Here is a 15016-nt window from a genome sequence, read left to right as displayed (position 1 = left end):
CAAAAATATAAAAAACAGCAAATTATGCTAATCTGGTGAACAGTTTTAACTTTTTGTAAATATCTTTTTAGCTGTTAGCCTTTGGCTAGCAGCATCCGGGCGCCGGATGGGAGTTTTCCGGGAGATTAAAAAGGCATTATAATTCAATGATTAAGCGCTGAAGGTTACAGGCTCACGGCAGTTTGGACGGTCCATGCGGCGGGTTTCGCATTGAAAAGCGCTTTGGTGGCCGCCCATGTTTCCCGGAAGAGGGGGGACTGGCGGTACTTTTCGAGTGCGGTTTCAGATTCCCACTGGCTGAAGGTGAACCAGGTGTTTCCGGAAGCGGCATGTTCCCATAGTTCCAGGTGGAGGCATCCGGGGAAGTTCCGGATGAGTTCCTGTTGTTTGGCAAAGAGTTCCCGGAAGGTGTTTACTTTTTCCGGGTCAAATTCCATTTTGACGATACGGTTAATCATTGAAAAATTATTCTGACAGTTTGGTAGTATGACAGTTGCTGGTATCCGGCAGGCTGTGTGAGCTGGTCGCGGCGGAAGCCCTGCAGGCCGAACAGGCCGGCTGCATTTCCTTTATTGATGGCTATTTCCAGGTAGCCGGCAGCGTTGAAGAGGGCGAGTTTGGTGCCTTCAGGAACGTCTGCATAGGTTTCGCTGATCTGGCTGATGACTTCATCGCGGCGGAAGAAGATGCGGAATTTCCGGTTTTTGCATTGCATATCGAATTGTTGCCGGGTAATATTCACCACTACGTTTTCGAAGCTGTCGATATGAATGATCTGTCCTTCTATGAAGTCGTCGCCTACAAGTGGCTGCAGGTTGTGTTTTACGTGGATCTGCTGGGTGAGCGGGCCCAGTTCGCCGAGGGCTTTGCCGCGGCTTAGTTCCCGGGCGGCGGAGGCCATCAGCTGGATGATGGTAAATGTGTTCCTGGGCGCATCCGGCGGGAGGGGCAGTTTAATGACCTTCTCCGGCATACCTCCGGCAATCATGGTGAGCAGGCCATTGTCTGCGCAGCCGATGTATTGTCCGTTGTGTTCAGCCACCAGTACGTGATCCGGTCGTTTGTCGAATAAATTGATCAGTACAAAGTGGAAGGTTCCCAGCGGGAAATAGGCAAAGGCGCTTTTGCAGATATAAGTAGCCTGTGGTAAATTAAAGGGGCTGATATGGTGTGTGACGTCCGTAACATGACATTCCGGGCAGTATTGCCAGAGCTGCCCTTTAATGGCACCTACCAGGTAATCCTGCATTCCTATGTCTGATGTTAAAGTTATAATGGACATGCCCGAAAATCTAAATCCAAATCCCAGTGTTCAAAACCCACGAATCAATTCCCGTCCTCACTCGTCTATCCGTTTTTCATTTATCCGGAATGGCAAATTAAAAGTGCGCTTTCCTTCCAAAAAAGATGCCATTGGGGGTTAAGTGAAATAAACTTAGTGCAAATAAAGACAAAAAAGCCGAGGCGATCGTATTTTAAGCGGAATTTTTTGCACTAACGTTAACGGCTACAGTGAAAAGATTGGTTACTTACTGAAGAGGAGAACCGGGTTCTTTTTTAAAGTGATTGTAAACCATTTTGTCCAGGAAGCCGGGGAGGAGTTTACTTAACAGCACGGTGAGCTTGCCCTGCCCGGTGAGTACCAGCGTACGTTTTCGTTTGGCGATGGCGGTGGCAATAGCTGCTGCCACTGCTTCTGCGCTCATCAGCTTACCTTCATCCAGCGGAGTTTCGCTCTGTGCCTGTCCCTGAGGATTGAGAGCGGTATTACGTATATTCGACGCCGTGAATCCGGGACATACCCACATCACGTTAACGCCTGTATGTAAATTTTCGGTGCGCAGCGCTTCCAGGAAACCCTGCATGGCAAACTTGGAGGCAGAGTAGCCGGTACGCGCCGGTAAGCCCCTGTACCCGGCGATGGAAGATACCCCTACAATGGTTCCTTTGTTTGCCTGAATAGAAGGATATGCAAATTTGGTACAGTATACGGTTCCCCAGAAATTGATATCCATCAGCGATTTCAATACGCTTACATCCAGGTCGCGGAACAGGGCGCGCATGGAAATGCCTGCGTTATTAATAAGGATATCTATTTTTCCGAATTTACTGATGGTACTTTCAATAAAGGCTTTACATTCGGCCTCTACACTAACATCCGCAACGAAAGTAAACAGCCGGGTGCTATTGACTTCCTTTTGCAGGTCACTGAGGGCAGCCTGCTTTCTGCCACAAACAGCCACATTAGCGCCATGTGCCAGCAATTCTGTTACAAGGGCTTTACCAATTCCTGACGATCCGCCGGTGATGACAACCGTTTTATTCTGAAAGTACATTTTCATGGGTATAATTTAGCCCCACAAAAATAGGTGAGTAACATCAATTTATTACAAGGCATTTACAGAAATGTAATGAACTATTTTTGGGTGTGTGGTGTTATAATACTCTGTAGTAGTATGTTTGGGAATATTTTTGAATAAAAGTTTGGCGGAAATAAAAATATTCCTATTTTTGCAACCGCTTAACAGCAAAGGATCTCCTAGCTCAGTTGGTAGAGCAATACACTTTTAATGTATGGGTCTTGGGTTCGAGTCCCAAGGGGATCACCATCAGGAGTAAAACTAGATACTCTCACGTAATTAAAACCTTGTAGAAGCTGATTCTACAAGGTTTTTTTGCTTTTAGTGGTAAAGTTGTGAAAAGATAAGTAAGGGTAGAAAAGTGAGCGTTGCGGTTAGCAATAGAATTATTAAATTGTGCAAACCGTCACAGACCCAAAATGCTGCACCGTGTTGCGTTTGACCAATGTTAAGTGATGTCAGGATAAGTGAAGTTGAAACAATTTTGGTTAACTTAAAACAAGTGTTGTATGACCAGTTTTTCTGTTCTTTTCTGGCTTAATAAAAGCCGCTCTAAAAACAAAAAGCCCGCTATTTATCTACGTCTCAGCGTAGACGGCAAACGTGCAGAACTTTCCACCTATCAGTATGTAACCCCTTCTTTATGGAACGCTGCTACCCAATCAGTCAAAGGAAATTCCGAGGAAGCGCAGGCGATTAACCGGCAATTGGTGACCCTGAAAGCCAATTTACACAAGCATTACAGCCATTTAGTTACGTCCGGTGGGCTGGTAACCGCTGCTGCTATTAAAAATTCTTTCGCTGGAATTGCGGAACACTCGCGGACATTATGCGAAGTGATAGACTTCCATAACCGCCGGTTTGCAGAGAAAGTAAAAGCCGGAATGAAGTCTGGGCGCACCCTGAAACGCTTTGAGATCACGAAAGAGAAGATCGTAGCCTTCCTGAAAGCTCATTTTCATGTTTCAGATAAGCCGCTTTCTGAAATCCGTTTTTCTTTTGCCCCGGATTTTGAACACTTCCTCACCATCACGCAGGGGATAGGAGCCAACACCGCTATGAAGTATGTGAAGATTTTAAAACAGATGCTGAAATTGGCCGTAGATCAAGGTTGGTTGGTCGTTAGCCCATTAAGCGGTTTTAAATGTAGCTATGAAGAACCGCAGCGGGAACGGCTTACAATGGATGAAATCACGTCCTTGTATAAAAAGGAGCTGATTCCACGATTGGCAGAAGTGAGAGATATTTATTTGTTCTGCTGTTTTACGGGCTATGCTTACACAGATGTACTACATCTTACCCCCGACAATCTCGTTATTGGCATTGACGGCGAACGATGGATTATGAAGGACCGGATGAAAACCAACACAGCGGAGCGGGTGCCGCTTTTGCCAATTCCGTTAGAGATAATAGACCGGTACAAAGAATCCCCGTATTGCCTATTGTATCGCCGTTTGTTGCCGGTTAATAGTAATCAGCGGTATAATACCTACCTGCAAGAAATAGCTGTCTTATGCGGCATGAAAAAGCATTTAACAACACATACTGCGCGACATACTTTTGCTACCACGGTGACGCTTGAAAATGATGTCCCGATTGAAACGGTGAGCCAGATGTTAGGACATAAATGTATCCGTACAACACAGATTTATGCAAAGATCACGCAGCAGAAGGTGAGTAATAATATGCGGGCTTTGCGGGATCGGTTGGCAGCTCCCGGAGTAGGATTACAGCAGATCGGTTAGCCTGGTATCGCTGCCGCGGGCTGGTGCCTTATGAATAGATGTTTTTTGCAACGGTGTGGTTCTCTATTGGGCCGCATCGGAAAAAACATCTGTTCGTAAGGCACTTGTTTTTTTGTGGGATATCTGCTTTTTTTTTCACCGGCAGAAAAAAAACAATAAGTTAGTATTCAAAATATCCTTTATAGTTATGGAAAGAACTTATCCTGTTTTTGTCCCCGCTGAGCATATAGACGAAGACGAAATGGAGCATAGTGATGTTATTGATTGGTGTACTCAAAATCTAAAAAGCTCTAGTCCTAATGCCTTGTTTTTGAATTTGGACGATGTTTATCTTCTTCAATATAAGAGTCAGATATTGGATATAATAAATGAAGAAAACGACGGAATGCTCGGAGAGGGAGAAGATGATTGGATACTTTCATCTGAAGTTAAACTCAATATTTTGGTAAGATTGACAAATTATGCAGATACAATTGGGAATGGTAGAGAAATGGAAATTCTTCAAGGGCTATTAAGGCTGTTGGATATTTCTCTTGCCACTAAGAAAAATATGTACTTTATATTTTAAAGGATGAATGCGGTCTTATCGAGTAATACGAACTGGAGGTAACGATGAACGTACTCCGTTTGCGAAGATGGAACAGGCGGCGAGGCCGCCTGTTCTGGGATATAATACAGGTAGCTTCGCTGCCGGTATGCGGAGATAAACCAGCCGGCTTCGCCATCTGGTAGCGGACGCTGAACGGATCTTCGCTCCGTTAGCGAGCGGTGTTTTTGCTTCGCAAAAACTGCTCGCCTTTTGTTCCCGTTGGTCATAAAAGGAAATGCAGCGGAGATTAAAAGGGAGATCGGATTGCCGGTGAAAAGAAAAAAGCCGTATTGTGTTGGCTCAAAATCGGTTTTTATGAATGCGGGAGCATGATAGGTTTAGGTGTTTTGGTATTACCAAAACATAGCTGGCAATACGTAGTTTTTAAGATATAGTCAGTTTGTTTTTATATATTTGAAACTTATAATGCGAGATAGAACTCATTATTTTATTTGTACAATTCATTATGGATCATCTTAACGATATTGACGAAGCAACACCTGCTCTTTATTCCAGAATCTTAATTTTAATTTATTCGTTTTGTTTAACACCTATTGGCGGGGTTATTTTGATGTCAATCAACTTAATAAGCGTAGGGAGATTAATAAACATTATCTGGCTTGTTATAGCACTTTTGCTTTTTGAAATGGGACACGTAGGATTGATGGTGTATTATGGCCCATCAACGTTGACATTTTTCTTGCCATTGGTTTTGGGGGCTATTTTGTTCGCATTCCCTGTTTGGAATATACTTTTAAAAGGGACCGACACCTATAAGAAGAGGAGTGGTTTGGTGCCAGTAATAATTTTGTTGCTTATTTGGGTGCCTTTAATGGTCCTTAATTTTGTTAAGTTCGGAGACTGATATACGGGCAATTAAACTTAATCTAGTTTTGTATTATTGAACTAATGTTACTTATATTTGCCTATCATTACTCCTGACTATAACGGTTACACGTAATCAGGTTAGCATAACGGTTAGCAATAAACGCTCACCACTATCAAACACAGATACTACAAGACATTACGAAGATACGTGCTACTCCCAAGGGGATCACTGGAAGATTACAAAGCTCGCGCTGGTCGCGGGCTTTTTTGTTTTGGTCTATTTGTTAGTCTATCAAAGTGCGGATTCGCCGTTCGTGTTTACTTAGTTTTATTCGGGTTGACTTGTCTATACTAAAATACAATATTTAGTTTTAGAAATTTGCGTTAATCTCGGTTTTAGTTTTTTATTGTAGTTGTTGGAACTAGGACCATAGAAAGTATATAATCAAGAGGAGATGCAAATAGTTTGCATCGCCTAGCGATAAGGTGAGCTGCCTTCCTCAGATGGAAGGATGGTATTATAATCATTGTGGTATATTACTTAGGTCTATTTATATTGATTTATTTGCTATATTTGGTACTGGTTTTTATTGTCTTGCTTGAAGAATGAAAATACTGATTGATACTAATATATATTTTGATTTTTATCGCTCTACTAATGAGGGGCTAAATTTATTGACTGAAATTCTGGAGAAAAGTGAACATATTATTCTTACCGACCAGATAATTCAGGAATTTGAGCGCGGAAGAGAAAAGGTAATCAGAGACGTTCAAAAAAATTTCGATAAGGAGTCTCAGCTCGAAAATTTTTCTTCTTCATTTTTGCAGGACTATCCAGGGTTTAAAGAGTTAATCGCTATTCAGAATGAGTACAAAACTAAGCGAAATGAAATTACAGCATACATTCGTGAGATCTTAGTAGACCCTTCAAAGGACAAAGTTGCTACAGCCTTTAAACAACTGACTGATGAAGCGGTTAAGAATGATAGATTGCTGTATACAACTGATGAAATAATAGCCAAGGCTCAAAAAAGGAAACTAATTGGTAATCCTCCAAGTAGTGACAAATATTCAATAGGAGATGAGATCAATTGGGAAATTATCTTAAGCAATTTAAATGAAGATATCATTCTTGTTGGAAGAGATAATACATACAACGATAACTTCAGTTTTCTACGTAAGGATTTTCATAGAGGAACCGGTCGATTGATTTATAGTAAGACCACCAAAATTACAGATGCTTTCGAACAGATCGGGGTCCATCTGTCAAAAGCGCTTGTAGACGCGGAAGAAGAGTTAATAAAGACGATTAAAGATTCAGGTTTTGCTGAATATTGGAAAAGGAAGGATAAATCGGAAGGCGAATAGCATTAGTTTTCGCAATTTATCTTGGAATTTTGAAAAATAAACATCATCCGTATAGGATTATCACATGGGGAAATTTGTAATTAAGAGAAGCCAGAATAATCAATATTATTTCAATTTAAAAGCGGATAATGGCATGATTATTCTTTCTAGTGAAATGTATAGCAATAGAGCTGCTTGCGATAATGGCATTGCATCTGTTAAGACAAATGCCGTAAATGATTCACGATATGATAAGCTAGCCTCACTTAGGGGGTCGTTTTATTTCAATCTCAAAGCAGGCAATGGACAAGTTATTGGAACTAGTGAGATGTATACAACTGAAAGTGCACGGGATAATGGAATTAATTCTGTTAAAGCCAATGCGCCAAATGCGCCTGTTGAATCTGAGGCATAACGATTTGCTACGAGTTGATTCAGCATGTTGTCCTAAGAAGATTGATCACAATGAAAATTTTAAACCTGCGCGCTGCGCGGGTTTTTGTTTTTTGTCTATTACATGTAATAGCTACTACTTGATCTGACAGTACAGGGATTTTTTGTTGGTTAAGTAGTAGCTAAAGTTAACTCATTTATTTGTTTCTCTCTAGCCAGGTGTTTACTTGCAAGAAAAGTCTCCATGGGAGTTTTTCCATAACAATATTTTCCGCTGTGAGGTCTTTGATTATTGTAATATTCAAGCCATTCATCCAGATCAGCTTGTAGTTCTTCTAATGTTGTATAAAGACGTTTACGGAAGGCTACTACGTAAAATTCCTCTTTAATAGTCCGATTAAGCCTTTCGCATATGCCATTGGACTGAGGGCTTCGAACTTGGGTTTTAGTGTGTTCTATGCCCTCAATAGTTAAATACAGTTCATATTCATGATGTTCGTACTTCCCTTTATACTCGGATCCCCTATCCGTTAAAATACGCATCATTGGTACTTGCTGTTCCTCAAAAAATGGGAGAACCCGATCATTAAGTAGATCCGCAGCAGTAATAGCGTTTTTACGATCATAAACCTTGGCAAAAGCAATCCGGGAGTAGGTATCAATAAAGGCTTGCTGGTAGATTCTTCCAACTCCTTTGATGTTACCGACATAGTAAGTGTCCTGTGCTCCAAGGTAACCTGGATGTTCTGTTTCAATTTCGCCAAAGGCTTCCCGTTTCTCTTTCTTGCGCTCAATGGCCATCATCTGAGCTTCAGTAAGAATTACTCCATCCTGAGCTACTTTGACTTCCAGAGAATGTAGTCTTTTTTCAAATATCTCTAAATCATGTCTTTGCCACACACTCCGTACGCCTCCGGCGGAGATAAAAATTCCCTGCTTTCTTAATTCATTACTTACCCGTTGTTGACCAAAGGCAGGGTACTCGAAAGCGAGCTTAACTACAGCATCTTCAACTATAGGCTCAACCCGATTCTTCAATATCGGCTTGGATCTGCTAATCTCCTGTAGGGCTGTTTCTCCTCCAGTATCGTATAATTCCTTAATCCTGTAAAAGCTATCCCGGCTATAACCCATTACTTTGCAAGCTTGGGATACGTTACCCAAATTTTCTGCTAATTTGAGTAATCCTAATTTGGTTTTAATTAACTTGTCATTACTTTTCATTTCTGACAGTTTTAGGGGGATTAATTAATAAGTGTGGTTACTTAAAGTTAATCCCTTACTGTCAGATTAAGTCGTGACTATTTCATATTACATATTAGGTTGCGAATTCGCGTTTGGGGTTATTTAGTTGTAATTTATATTGACGACCGACAAAGGCAAAACCCTTCCCAAGTTCCAGCATGAAATGTGTGATTTTCTTTGTTAGGGTCAGTTCAATTTCTCGTTCCTGGGCATTTTCTTCTAATCCGGGGAAATCAAAATGATAGGGATCTTTAATGCTTTCAGCTGCCAGATCAGATTGCGGTTTGGGTAGGATCGATTCAAAGTTGTAATCCGCTTTTCCTTGTCCTAAATGATAGTTACTTTTAATATTAATTTCAAGTTGTGTCCTTGACCAGCCATTTTTGTGCGTCGCTTTGGCATACTGGATGGCTATTTTGAGTTCTTTTATTTTTGAAATCAGGAGTCGTTGATAAGACCAGGGTAATTGTGCCACAGGTTGTGGCACAAATTCAAAATCTTGTGAAAAGAAGAGGTACCATTGCCGGATTGTATATAGATTTCTCCGCGAACATCCCCCAATTTACATGAGCGAGAATAGTTGTCTTTCATTTATATATATTATAAATCCAACAGTTAACACCTGCCTTCATTGTGATGTGAATCATTACTTTAGTTGACGTTGATCATGGCATAGAGATTAAGGCCCTTGTACCTTCGTATAAAGTTATACGATGAAACAGATTCTTCATCTAACAGATTTTTCTGATAATGCACGTAAAGCACTACGATATGCCTATTATCTATCGCAGAAGCTAAGCGTGCCTTTGTGGGTTGTTAACATTGCGGAAACACCAACCATGTTAAATACCCCGCACGCATTTACATTTGAAGAAATGGATGATCAGAAGAAGGCCTCCACAATTGATCATTTGAAAGACTATTGCGATACAGAACTTGGAATGATTTCAACCTTGTCAACTGTCAATTTCTCTTCGGTAATCAACAATTCAACAGTTGACGGAGCACTCGCTTTCATTAAGGAAAATGATGCCAGCCTGGTAGTAGTTGGCGCGAAGGGAAAAAGCAGGCTAAGAGAAGTAATTATGGGAAGTACTACAAGAAAATTGATTGAAAAATCTACCAGCCCTGTACTTGTCATACCAGAGCATTTCGTTTTTGGTGAAATAAGAAAAATTGTATACGCATCGGACTTTGATTGCCATGACAGCAATCTATTGAAAAGGCTTTCAGAATTTGCATCGAAGATGATGGCGTCCATTACCGTCCTTCATATATTTTCTACAGTGGCAAACGATAAAACAGGAATCAGCTCCCTGAAAGAAGACCTAAATAAGTACGCGCTTTTAAGATATGAAAGCCGGGTTTCAGAAAATGCAGGCGAGGCTATTGCAGAATACCTTCAGCAATATGAAGTGGATTTGCTGGTGATGTACGAAAAAGAGAAGATTGAACTTATCGACCAATTGTTTCATGCGGACATGGTTAAGCGGTTTGTGGCTCATTTAAATGTTCCTTTACTGGTATTCAACACTTTAAATTCAAATGTAGAATTGTAATCAAAATTCAACCGTATGGCAAAGAGAGTATATACAATATTGGGTGTCTTTTCACTTGCATTTATCCTTTACTTCATATTTAATCCTGAAGTTCTGGATGTAAAGATACTTGTATGGGTAGTGACTTTGATTTATGCATTACTAGTAGCAAGTATCCATGGGTTCTTGTCACATGGCCTTACCAGCAAACAGAAAGGGAATCTTATCTTTTATCCCCTGTTGATGGGAATCCTATTTGCTATACTTTCCGGTATTTATATTTTTGCTATACTCCCCCAACTTGTACCAGGTTTTATGTATTGATTGTAAGAGAATGGGGGCTACCACCACGCAAATGACTTTAGTAAAACCTATCCATACCAACCTGCACGTTGTCAATTTCGCTCATCATGTAAATTTTATATTAAGAAAGAAAATTTTCTTTGCAAAATTGGAAAGTTATCGTAATATTGCGATGTGCTAAAGATATAATATTTATGGGAGCTACGAAATCAGATTTATTTACTAAACAGCAAAATGACATAGCCAACATGGCTAAAGCGCTGGCACATCCTGCCCGGATAGCTATTTTGCAGTACCTCGTTAAAAAGAACGCCTGTGTTTGTGGTGACCTTGTGGACGAGCTTGGCCTGGCGCAGGCTACAACTTCCCAGCACCTGAAGGAGCTGAAAACAGCTGGCCTGATTCAGGGAACTATCGAAGGAGCCAGTGTTTGCTACTGTATCAATCCAAAAGTTTGGAACCAATACCACAACATACTGGGAGCATTCTTCAAAGAAGCAGCGGAGACAAAATCTTGCTGCTAAAAAAATTTGCTATCATATATCGTAATATTGCAATTATACAATAACTTTTTATTATGACTACTGATGAACAAATGAAGGAAATAGTAAGACAGAAGTACAGCGAGATCGCTTTACAGGACAAAGCCACCAATGAATCTTCTTGCTGTGGCTCTGGTTGTTGTTCTACTGAAGTATATAATATCATGAGTGATGACTATACTACCCTTGAAGGTTATAACCCGGATGCTGATCTGGGGCTCGGATGCGGCCTTCCTACTCAGTTCGCAAAAATAAAGAAAGGTGATACAGTAATAGATCTTGGTTCAGGCGCGGGTAATGATTGCTTTGTAGCAAGACAGGAAACCGGTGACGAAGGAAAAGTGATCGGTATTGATTTTACACCTGCCATGATTGATAAAGCCCGCACAAATGCAGAGAAGCTGCACTTCAATAACGTGGAGTTCCGCCAGGGCGATATCGAAAAAATGCCGGTTACCGCAGCTGTAGCTGATGTAGTGGTAAGTAATTGTGTATTAAACCTCGTTCCAAATAAGAATAACGTAATTAAGGAGATCTTCCGGGTATTGAAGCCTGGTGGTCATTTTAGTATTTCAGATATCGTTCTGGAAGGCATTTTGCCCGATAAAATCAGGGAAGCAGCTGAAATGTATGCTGGTTGTGTATCTGGTGCTATCCAAAAAGATGTCTATCTCGGGTTGATTTCAAATAACGGGTTCAGGAATATTACGATCCAAAAAACGAAGACCATTCAAATACCGGATGACATTCTTTCTCAATATCTATCCGCTGATGAAATTTCAGCTTTCAGGCAAAGTAATACAGGCATATATAGCATTACTGTTTATGCAGAAAAACCAGCTGAAGCAACTTGCTGTCCTCCGGGATGCTGCTAATCGTCAATAAACAAAAGCATATCCATGATTATTTACCCAATGACGGAGGACCATGCTGAAAGCATTCTTCAGATATATCAGGAAGGTATTTCTACCGGGAACGCTACTTTTCAAACAACAGCCCCTTCGTGGGAAGACTGGAATAAATCACACTTTTCTACCTGCCGTTTAGTTGCTGTAGAAAATGATCAAGCCGGTATATTCCCTGAAAACACAGGCAGTGTAAAGATTCATGAAGCAAACGGTTTCAGACAGACAGGCAGAAGAGAAAGTATTGAAAAAATGGGTGACTGGTGGCGCGATACCTTGCTGCTGGACAGAAGAAGCACCAAAGTAGGTATTTAAATAACGAACTTATTTCTATTGATATGCAAAATTGTAATCCGGCGCAACGCAAAAAACTGGGCTTTTTAGACAGGTATCTTACATTATGGATCTTCCTGGCAATGGCTATCGGTGTCAGCATTGGCTATTTCTTCCCATCGTCATCAGGGTTTATTAATTCCTTTTCTTCGGGAACCACTAATATTCCGCTGGCAATTGGCTTAATTCTGATGATGTATCCTCCATTGGCGAAAGTGAAGTATGACAAGATGGGAGAGGTTTTCCGCAATACGAAGGTATTATCGTTATCCCTGTTGCTAAACTGGGTAATTGGTCCAATCCTGATGTTTGGTTTGGCAGTATTGTTCCTGCACGGGTATCCGGAATACATGACAGGTCTTATTCTTATCGGTCTTGCCAGATGTATTGCTATGGTGATCGTCTGGAATGAGCTGGCAGACGGTAGCCGTGAATACGCAGCAGGACTGGTAGCCCTCAACAGCATTTTTCAGGTACTACTTTACAGCGTATATGCTTATGTATTCATCACCTGGCTACCAACGGTATTTGGCATGAAAGGCATAACGGTGGAGGTGTCTATCGGAGAAATTGCTAAAAGTGTAGGTATCTACCTCGGTATCCCATTTGCAGCCGGCGTAATCAGTCGCTATAGCCTGATTGCATTAAAGGGCGAGGAATGGTTTCAGGAGAAGTTCATACCATTTATTTCTCCCATTACCCTGATCGCTTTGTTGTTTACCATTATCGTTATGTTCAGCCTGAAAGGTGAACTGATTGTACAGATTCCGATGGACGTGGTAAGAATAGCCGTTCCACTGATGGTATACTTTGCTATCATGTTCCTGGTGAGCTTCGCGTTAGGCAAAGCAGCAGGAGCAGATTATTCCAAAAATGCTTCTATCGCGTTTACAGCTGCCGGCAATAACTTTGAACTTGCCATTGCAGTAGCCATTGGCGTATTTGGTATTAACTCCGGACAAGCATTTGTAGGTGTTATCGGCCCACTGGTAGAAGTGCCAGCTCTGATTGCCCTGGTCAATGTTGCCTTCTGGCTCCGCAAACGCTGGTATAGCAGTGGTATTGAATCTCCGGCTAAGACGGCAGAAGCATAGTTTTAAAAAACATAAATCTTTATACAATGAGTAATTCAAAAATGACCTGGCAGGCTTTTAAAGACCAGCTGGAAAAGCACCCTGAACAAATATTGCAGTTTCAATATGCGGAAGATAAACTTGTAGATCCTTCTTACCATATCACTGAAATCAAACAGGCGCCAATCACTTCAGTGGATTGTGGGGGTAAAGTAAATGCCTGGACTGAGATCATCGTTCAGTTATGGGAGCCGGAAGAACAACAGACTGATCGTGCAATGGCTGTCAATAAGGCCTTGAAGATTGTAGCGCTGGTTGAAAAGAATCTGGATCTGAACCCAAAGGCTACCGTGAAAATCGAATTCGGTAATTCTGAATTTGATACCCGCCAAATGTATCCGAACGAATTCCTGCTGGAAGGTGAAAATCTGATCATTAACCTGCAGCCAGATGCCACCCAATGTAAGGCAACAGAGCGAGGTATGACCTGCGGAACACCGAAAGCTAAAACACTCGAAATACCGGTAGCAATGGAAGCCGGCCAGTCCTGTACACCAGGAAGCGGCTGCTGCTAATCTATAAAATAATCACATGAAGAAAGTATTAGTGCTTTGCACCGGCAACAGCTGCCGCAGTCAGATTGCAGAAGGTTACCTGAGATATTTTGCAGGTGATAAAGCAGAAATTTATAGCGCAGGGGTTGAAACACATGGTGTCAACCCTCGTGCCATAGCCACAATGGCGGAAGATGGCATTGATATTTCAAAACATACTTCTAATAATATTAATGAATATCAGGATATTGATTTCGACTATGTAATCACCGTATGTGACAATGCAAAAGAAAGGTGCCCCTTTTTCCCGTCATCAGCCAGGATGCTACACGAAAATTTTCCTGATCCGGCAAAAGCCACCGGTACTGAAGAACAGGTAATGTCTGATTTCAGAAACGTGAGGCAGACAATAAAAGATTACACGAAAAATTTTGTTGAACAATATTTATAAAACAGAACTTATCCAATCTTCAAATTTCTATTTATGAAAATAGCGTTGTTCAGCGATATTCATGCAAATTTACCAGCCCTTGAAGTATTCTTTAAGGATGTGGATCAAAGAAAGCCCGATGCCATTTACTGCCTGGGCGACTTTGTAGGTTATAACATATGGCCCAACGAGGTAATCAACGAAATCAGGAAGCGTGGTATTCCTGCCATTGCAGGGAATTATGATTTTGGTATTGGCAGAACAAGCGATGATTGCGGTTGTGCTTACAAAACTGACAGTGAGAAAGCTAACGGAAGCGTCTCAATCTCTTACACTAACCAGATTGTAACAGAAGACGAGCGCAAATATCTCCGTACACTGCCAGCTCATATTAAAGTAGAATTTCAGTTAAACAATGATAAACTGAATCTGCTATTGGTACACGGTAGTCCGCGTAAAATCAATGAGTATTTATTTGAAGACCGGGATGAGAAAAGTATGATGAGGATTATGGTAGATGCGGATGCTGATATCATGTGCTTTGGGCATACACATAAACCGTATCACCGGATATTGCCTTCCGTGCCGGATGAAAATACACACTACAGGCATGCCATTAATATCGGTTCAGTAGGTAAGCCTAAAGACGGTGACCCGCGTGGAGGCTATGTAATGCTGCATATTAATGATAATAGCAGCATTCATGAAAAAGACAGTATTCAGGTGGAGTTCATCCGCTTTGAGTATGATGTGGAGAAGGCTGCGAAAGCGGTGGAAGACAGCCCCCTGCCTGATGCCTACGCCGAAAGTCTGAGAACCGGTATCTAAGCT

At 41.3% G+C, this 15016-nt stretch carries 18 protein-coding genes and 1 tRNA gene; 14 read left to right on the top strand and 5 right to left on the bottom strand.

Going from position 1 to position 15016, the window contains the following annotated elements:
- Positions 1 to 164 precede the first annotated feature (164 nt).
- The 3 genes from ACMXI2_RS16140 to ACMXI2_RS16130 form a co-directional block, all read right to left on the bottom strand.
- A complete protein-coding gene (locus ACMXI2_RS16140; protein ID WP_336387913.1) occupies positions 165 to 458 on the bottom strand; it encodes a putative quinol monooxygenase in 294 nt (97 codons plus the stop codon).
- Complete coding sequence (locus ACMXI2_RS16135) at positions 455 to 1282, bottom strand: SAM hydrolase/SAM-dependent halogenase family protein (protein WP_079472864.1); 828 nt, start codon at positions 1280 to 1282, stop codon at positions 455 to 457. Before ACMXI2_RS16135 ends, ACMXI2_RS16140 begins: the two co-directional genes overlap by 4 nt.
- 247 nt (positions 1283 to 1529) lie before the next feature.
- Complete coding sequence (locus ACMXI2_RS16130) at positions 1530 to 2342, bottom strand: SDR family oxidoreductase (RefSeq protein WP_483777124.1); 813 nt, start codon at positions 2340 to 2342, stop codon at positions 1530 to 1532.
- Positions 2343 to 2533: 191 nt separating this feature from the next.
- On the opposite strand from ACMXI2_RS16130, the gene ACMXI2_RS16125 reads away from it, so the two are divergent.
- The 5 genes from ACMXI2_RS16125 (at position 2534) to ACMXI2_RS16105 (ending at position 7284) form a co-directional block, all read left to right on the top strand.
- Positions 2534 to 2609 (top strand) — tRNA-Lys (locus ACMXI2_RS16125).
- A gap of 260 nt (positions 2610 to 2869) precedes the next feature.
- Positions 2870 to 4105 (top strand): tyrosine-type recombinase/integrase, encoded by a 1236-nt coding sequence (locus ACMXI2_RS16120; RefSeq protein ID WP_483777123.1) that lies wholly within the window; start codon positions 2870 to 2872, stop codon positions 4103 to 4105.
- A gap of 187 nt (positions 4106 to 4292) precedes the next feature.
- Positions 4293 to 4673 carry a hypothetical protein gene (locus ACMXI2_RS16115; protein ID WP_483777122.1) on the top strand — a complete coding sequence of 127 codons (381 nt, stop codon included), beginning with the start codon at positions 4293 to 4295 and terminating at the stop codon, positions 4671 to 4673.
- A gap of 1455 nt (positions 4674 to 6128) precedes the next feature.
- A complete protein-coding gene (locus tag ACMXI2_RS16110; RefSeq protein WP_483777121.1) occupies positions 6129 to 6890 on the top strand; it encodes a PIN domain-containing protein in 762 nt (253 codons plus the stop codon).
- Positions 6891 to 6954: 64 nt separating this feature from the next.
- Positions 6955 to 7284, top strand: a complete 330-nt coding sequence (locus tag ACMXI2_RS16105) for a YegP family protein (protein ID WP_483777120.1) — start codon at positions 6955 to 6957, stop codon at positions 7282 to 7284.
- Positions 7285 to 7433: 149 nt separating this feature from the next.
- Here the strand turns inward: ACMXI2_RS16105 and ACMXI2_RS16100 are convergent, their stop codons facing one another.
- Positions 7434 to 8486: an IS481 family transposase gene (locus ACMXI2_RS16100; protein WP_483777119.1), complete on the bottom strand. Its 1053-nt coding sequence runs from the start codon at positions 8484 to 8486 to the stop codon at positions 7434 to 7436.
- A 94-nt stretch (positions 8487 to 8580) separates the two neighbouring features.
- The gene (locus ACMXI2_RS16095) at positions 8581 to 9069 is read right to left on the bottom strand and encodes a PDDEXK nuclease domain-containing protein (protein ID WP_483782400.1); all 489 of its coding nucleotides are present in this window, start codon (positions 9067 to 9069) and stop codon (positions 8581 to 8583) included.
- Positions 9070 to 9220: 151 nt separating this feature from the next.
- Here ACMXI2_RS16095 and ACMXI2_RS16090 point away from each other — a divergent pair, with 151 nt between their 5' ends.
- From ACMXI2_RS16090 to ACMXI2_RS16050, 9 genes are all read left to right on the top strand, one after another.
- On the top strand, positions 9221 to 10066 hold the full coding sequence (locus ACMXI2_RS16090; protein ID WP_483777118.1) for a universal stress protein: 846 nt from the start codon (positions 9221 to 9223) through the stop codon (positions 10064 to 10066).
- Positions 10067 to 10081: 15 nt separating this feature from the next.
- A complete protein-coding gene (locus ACMXI2_RS16085; protein ID WP_483777117.1) occupies positions 10082 to 10369 on the top strand; it encodes a hypothetical protein in 288 nt (95 codons plus the stop codon).
- Between the two features lie 173 nt (positions 10370 to 10542).
- The gene (locus ACMXI2_RS16080; RefSeq protein ID WP_483777116.1) at positions 10543 to 10872 is read left to right on the top strand and encodes an ArsR/SmtB family transcription factor; all 330 of its coding nucleotides are present in this window, start codon (positions 10543 to 10545) and stop codon (positions 10870 to 10872) included.
- Between the two features lie 53 nt (positions 10873 to 10925).
- The gene (locus ACMXI2_RS16075) at positions 10926 to 11765 is read left to right on the top strand and encodes an arsenite methyltransferase (protein ID WP_483777115.1); all 840 of its coding nucleotides are present in this window, start codon (positions 10926 to 10928) and stop codon (positions 11763 to 11765) included.
- Between the two features lie 24 nt (positions 11766 to 11789).
- On the top strand, positions 11790 to 12110 hold the full coding sequence (locus tag ACMXI2_RS16070; protein ID WP_483777114.1) for an N-acetyltransferase family protein: 321 nt from the start codon (positions 11790 to 11792) through the stop codon (positions 12108 to 12110).
- Between the two features lie 23 nt (positions 12111 to 12133).
- Positions 12134 to 13222, top strand: coding sequence for an ACR3 family arsenite efflux transporter (gene arsB / locus ACMXI2_RS16065; protein WP_483777113.1), 1089 nt, complete (start codon positions 12134 to 12136; stop codon positions 13220 to 13222).
- Positions 13223 to 13248: 26 nt separating this feature from the next.
- Positions 13249 to 13776, top strand: coding sequence for a DUF6428 family protein (locus tag ACMXI2_RS16060; RefSeq protein ID WP_483777112.1), 528 nt, complete (start codon positions 13249 to 13251; stop codon positions 13774 to 13776).
- Positions 13777 to 13792: 16 nt separating this feature from the next.
- Positions 13793 to 14206, top strand: coding sequence for an arsenate reductase ArsC (locus tag ACMXI2_RS16055; protein WP_483777111.1), 414 nt, complete (start codon positions 13793 to 13795; stop codon positions 14204 to 14206).
- Positions 14207 to 14239: 33 nt separating this feature from the next.
- A complete protein-coding gene (locus ACMXI2_RS16050) occupies positions 14240 to 15013 on the top strand; it encodes a metallophosphoesterase family protein (protein WP_483777110.1) in 774 nt (257 codons plus the stop codon).
- Positions 15014 to 15016 lie beyond the last annotated feature (3 nt).

Source organism: Chitinophaga sp. G7 BAM 1005, assembly GCF_057126945.1.
The sequence above is the reverse complement of the archived record's forward strand: the minus strand, read 5'-3'. Positions and strand labels throughout refer to the sequence as shown.

Bases quoted from the DNA above. Each gene is read 5' to 3' on its own strand.
- ACMXI2_RS16055 (WP_483777111.1), top strand. From the start codon at position 13,793: ATGAAGAAAGTATTAGTGCTTTGCACCGGCAACAGCTGCCGCAGTCAG.
- ACMXI2_RS16120 (WP_483777123.1), top strand. From the start codon at position 2,870: ATGACCAGTTTTTCTGTTCTTTTCTGGCTTAATAAAAGCCGCTCTAAA.
- ACMXI2_RS16085 (WP_483777117.1), top strand. From the start codon at position 10,082: ATGGCAAAGAGAGTATATACAATATTGGGTGTCTTTTCACTTGCATTT.
- ACMXI2_RS16070 (WP_483777114.1), top strand. From the start codon at position 11,790: ATGATTATTTACCCAATGACGGAGGACCATGCTGAAAGCATTCTTCAG.
- ACMXI2_RS16115 (WP_483777122.1), top strand. From the start codon at position 4,293: ATGGAAAGAACTTATCCTGTTTTTGTCCCCGCTGAGCATATAGACGAA.
- ACMXI2_RS16100 (WP_483777119.1), bottom strand. From the start codon at position 8,486: ATGAAAAGTAATGACAAGTTAATTAAAACCAAATTAGGATTACTCAAA.
- ACMXI2_RS16105 (WP_483777120.1), top strand. From the start codon at position 6,955: ATGGGGAAATTTGTAATTAAGAGAAGCCAGAATAATCAATATTATTTC.
- arsB (WP_483777113.1), top strand. From the start codon at position 12,134: ATGCAAAATTGTAATCCGGCGCAACGCAAAAAACTGGGCTTTTTAGAC.
- ACMXI2_RS16090 (WP_483777118.1), top strand. From the start codon at position 9,221: ATGAAACAGATTCTTCATCTAACAGATTTTTCTGATAATGCACGTAAA.
- ACMXI2_RS16110 (WP_483777121.1), top strand. From the start codon at position 6,129: ATGAAAATACTGATTGATACTAATATATATTTTGATTTTTATCGCTCT.
- ACMXI2_RS16080 (WP_483777116.1), top strand. From the start codon at position 10,543: ATGGGAGCTACGAAATCAGATTTATTTACTAAACAGCAAAATGACATA.
- ACMXI2_RS16050 (WP_483777110.1), top strand. From the start codon at position 14,240: ATGAAAATAGCGTTGTTCAGCGATATTCATGCAAATTTACCAGCCCTT.
- ACMXI2_RS16075 (WP_483777115.1), top strand. From the start codon at position 10,926: ATGACTACTGATGAACAAATGAAGGAAATAGTAAGACAGAAGTACAGC.
- ACMXI2_RS16060 (WP_483777112.1), top strand. From the start codon at position 13,249: ATGAGTAATTCAAAAATGACCTGGCAGGCTTTTAAAGACCAGCTGGAA.
- ACMXI2_RS16135 (WP_079472864.1), bottom strand. From the start codon at position 1,282: ATGTCCATTATAACTTTAACATCAGACATAGGAATGCAGGATTACCTG.
- ACMXI2_RS16140 (WP_336387913.1), bottom strand. From the start codon at position 458: ATGATTAACCGTATCGTCAAAATGGAATTTGACCCGGAAAAAGTAAAC.
- ACMXI2_RS16130 (WP_483777124.1), bottom strand. From the start codon at position 2,342: ATGAAAATGTACTTTCAGAATAAAACGGTTGTCATCACCGGCGGATCG.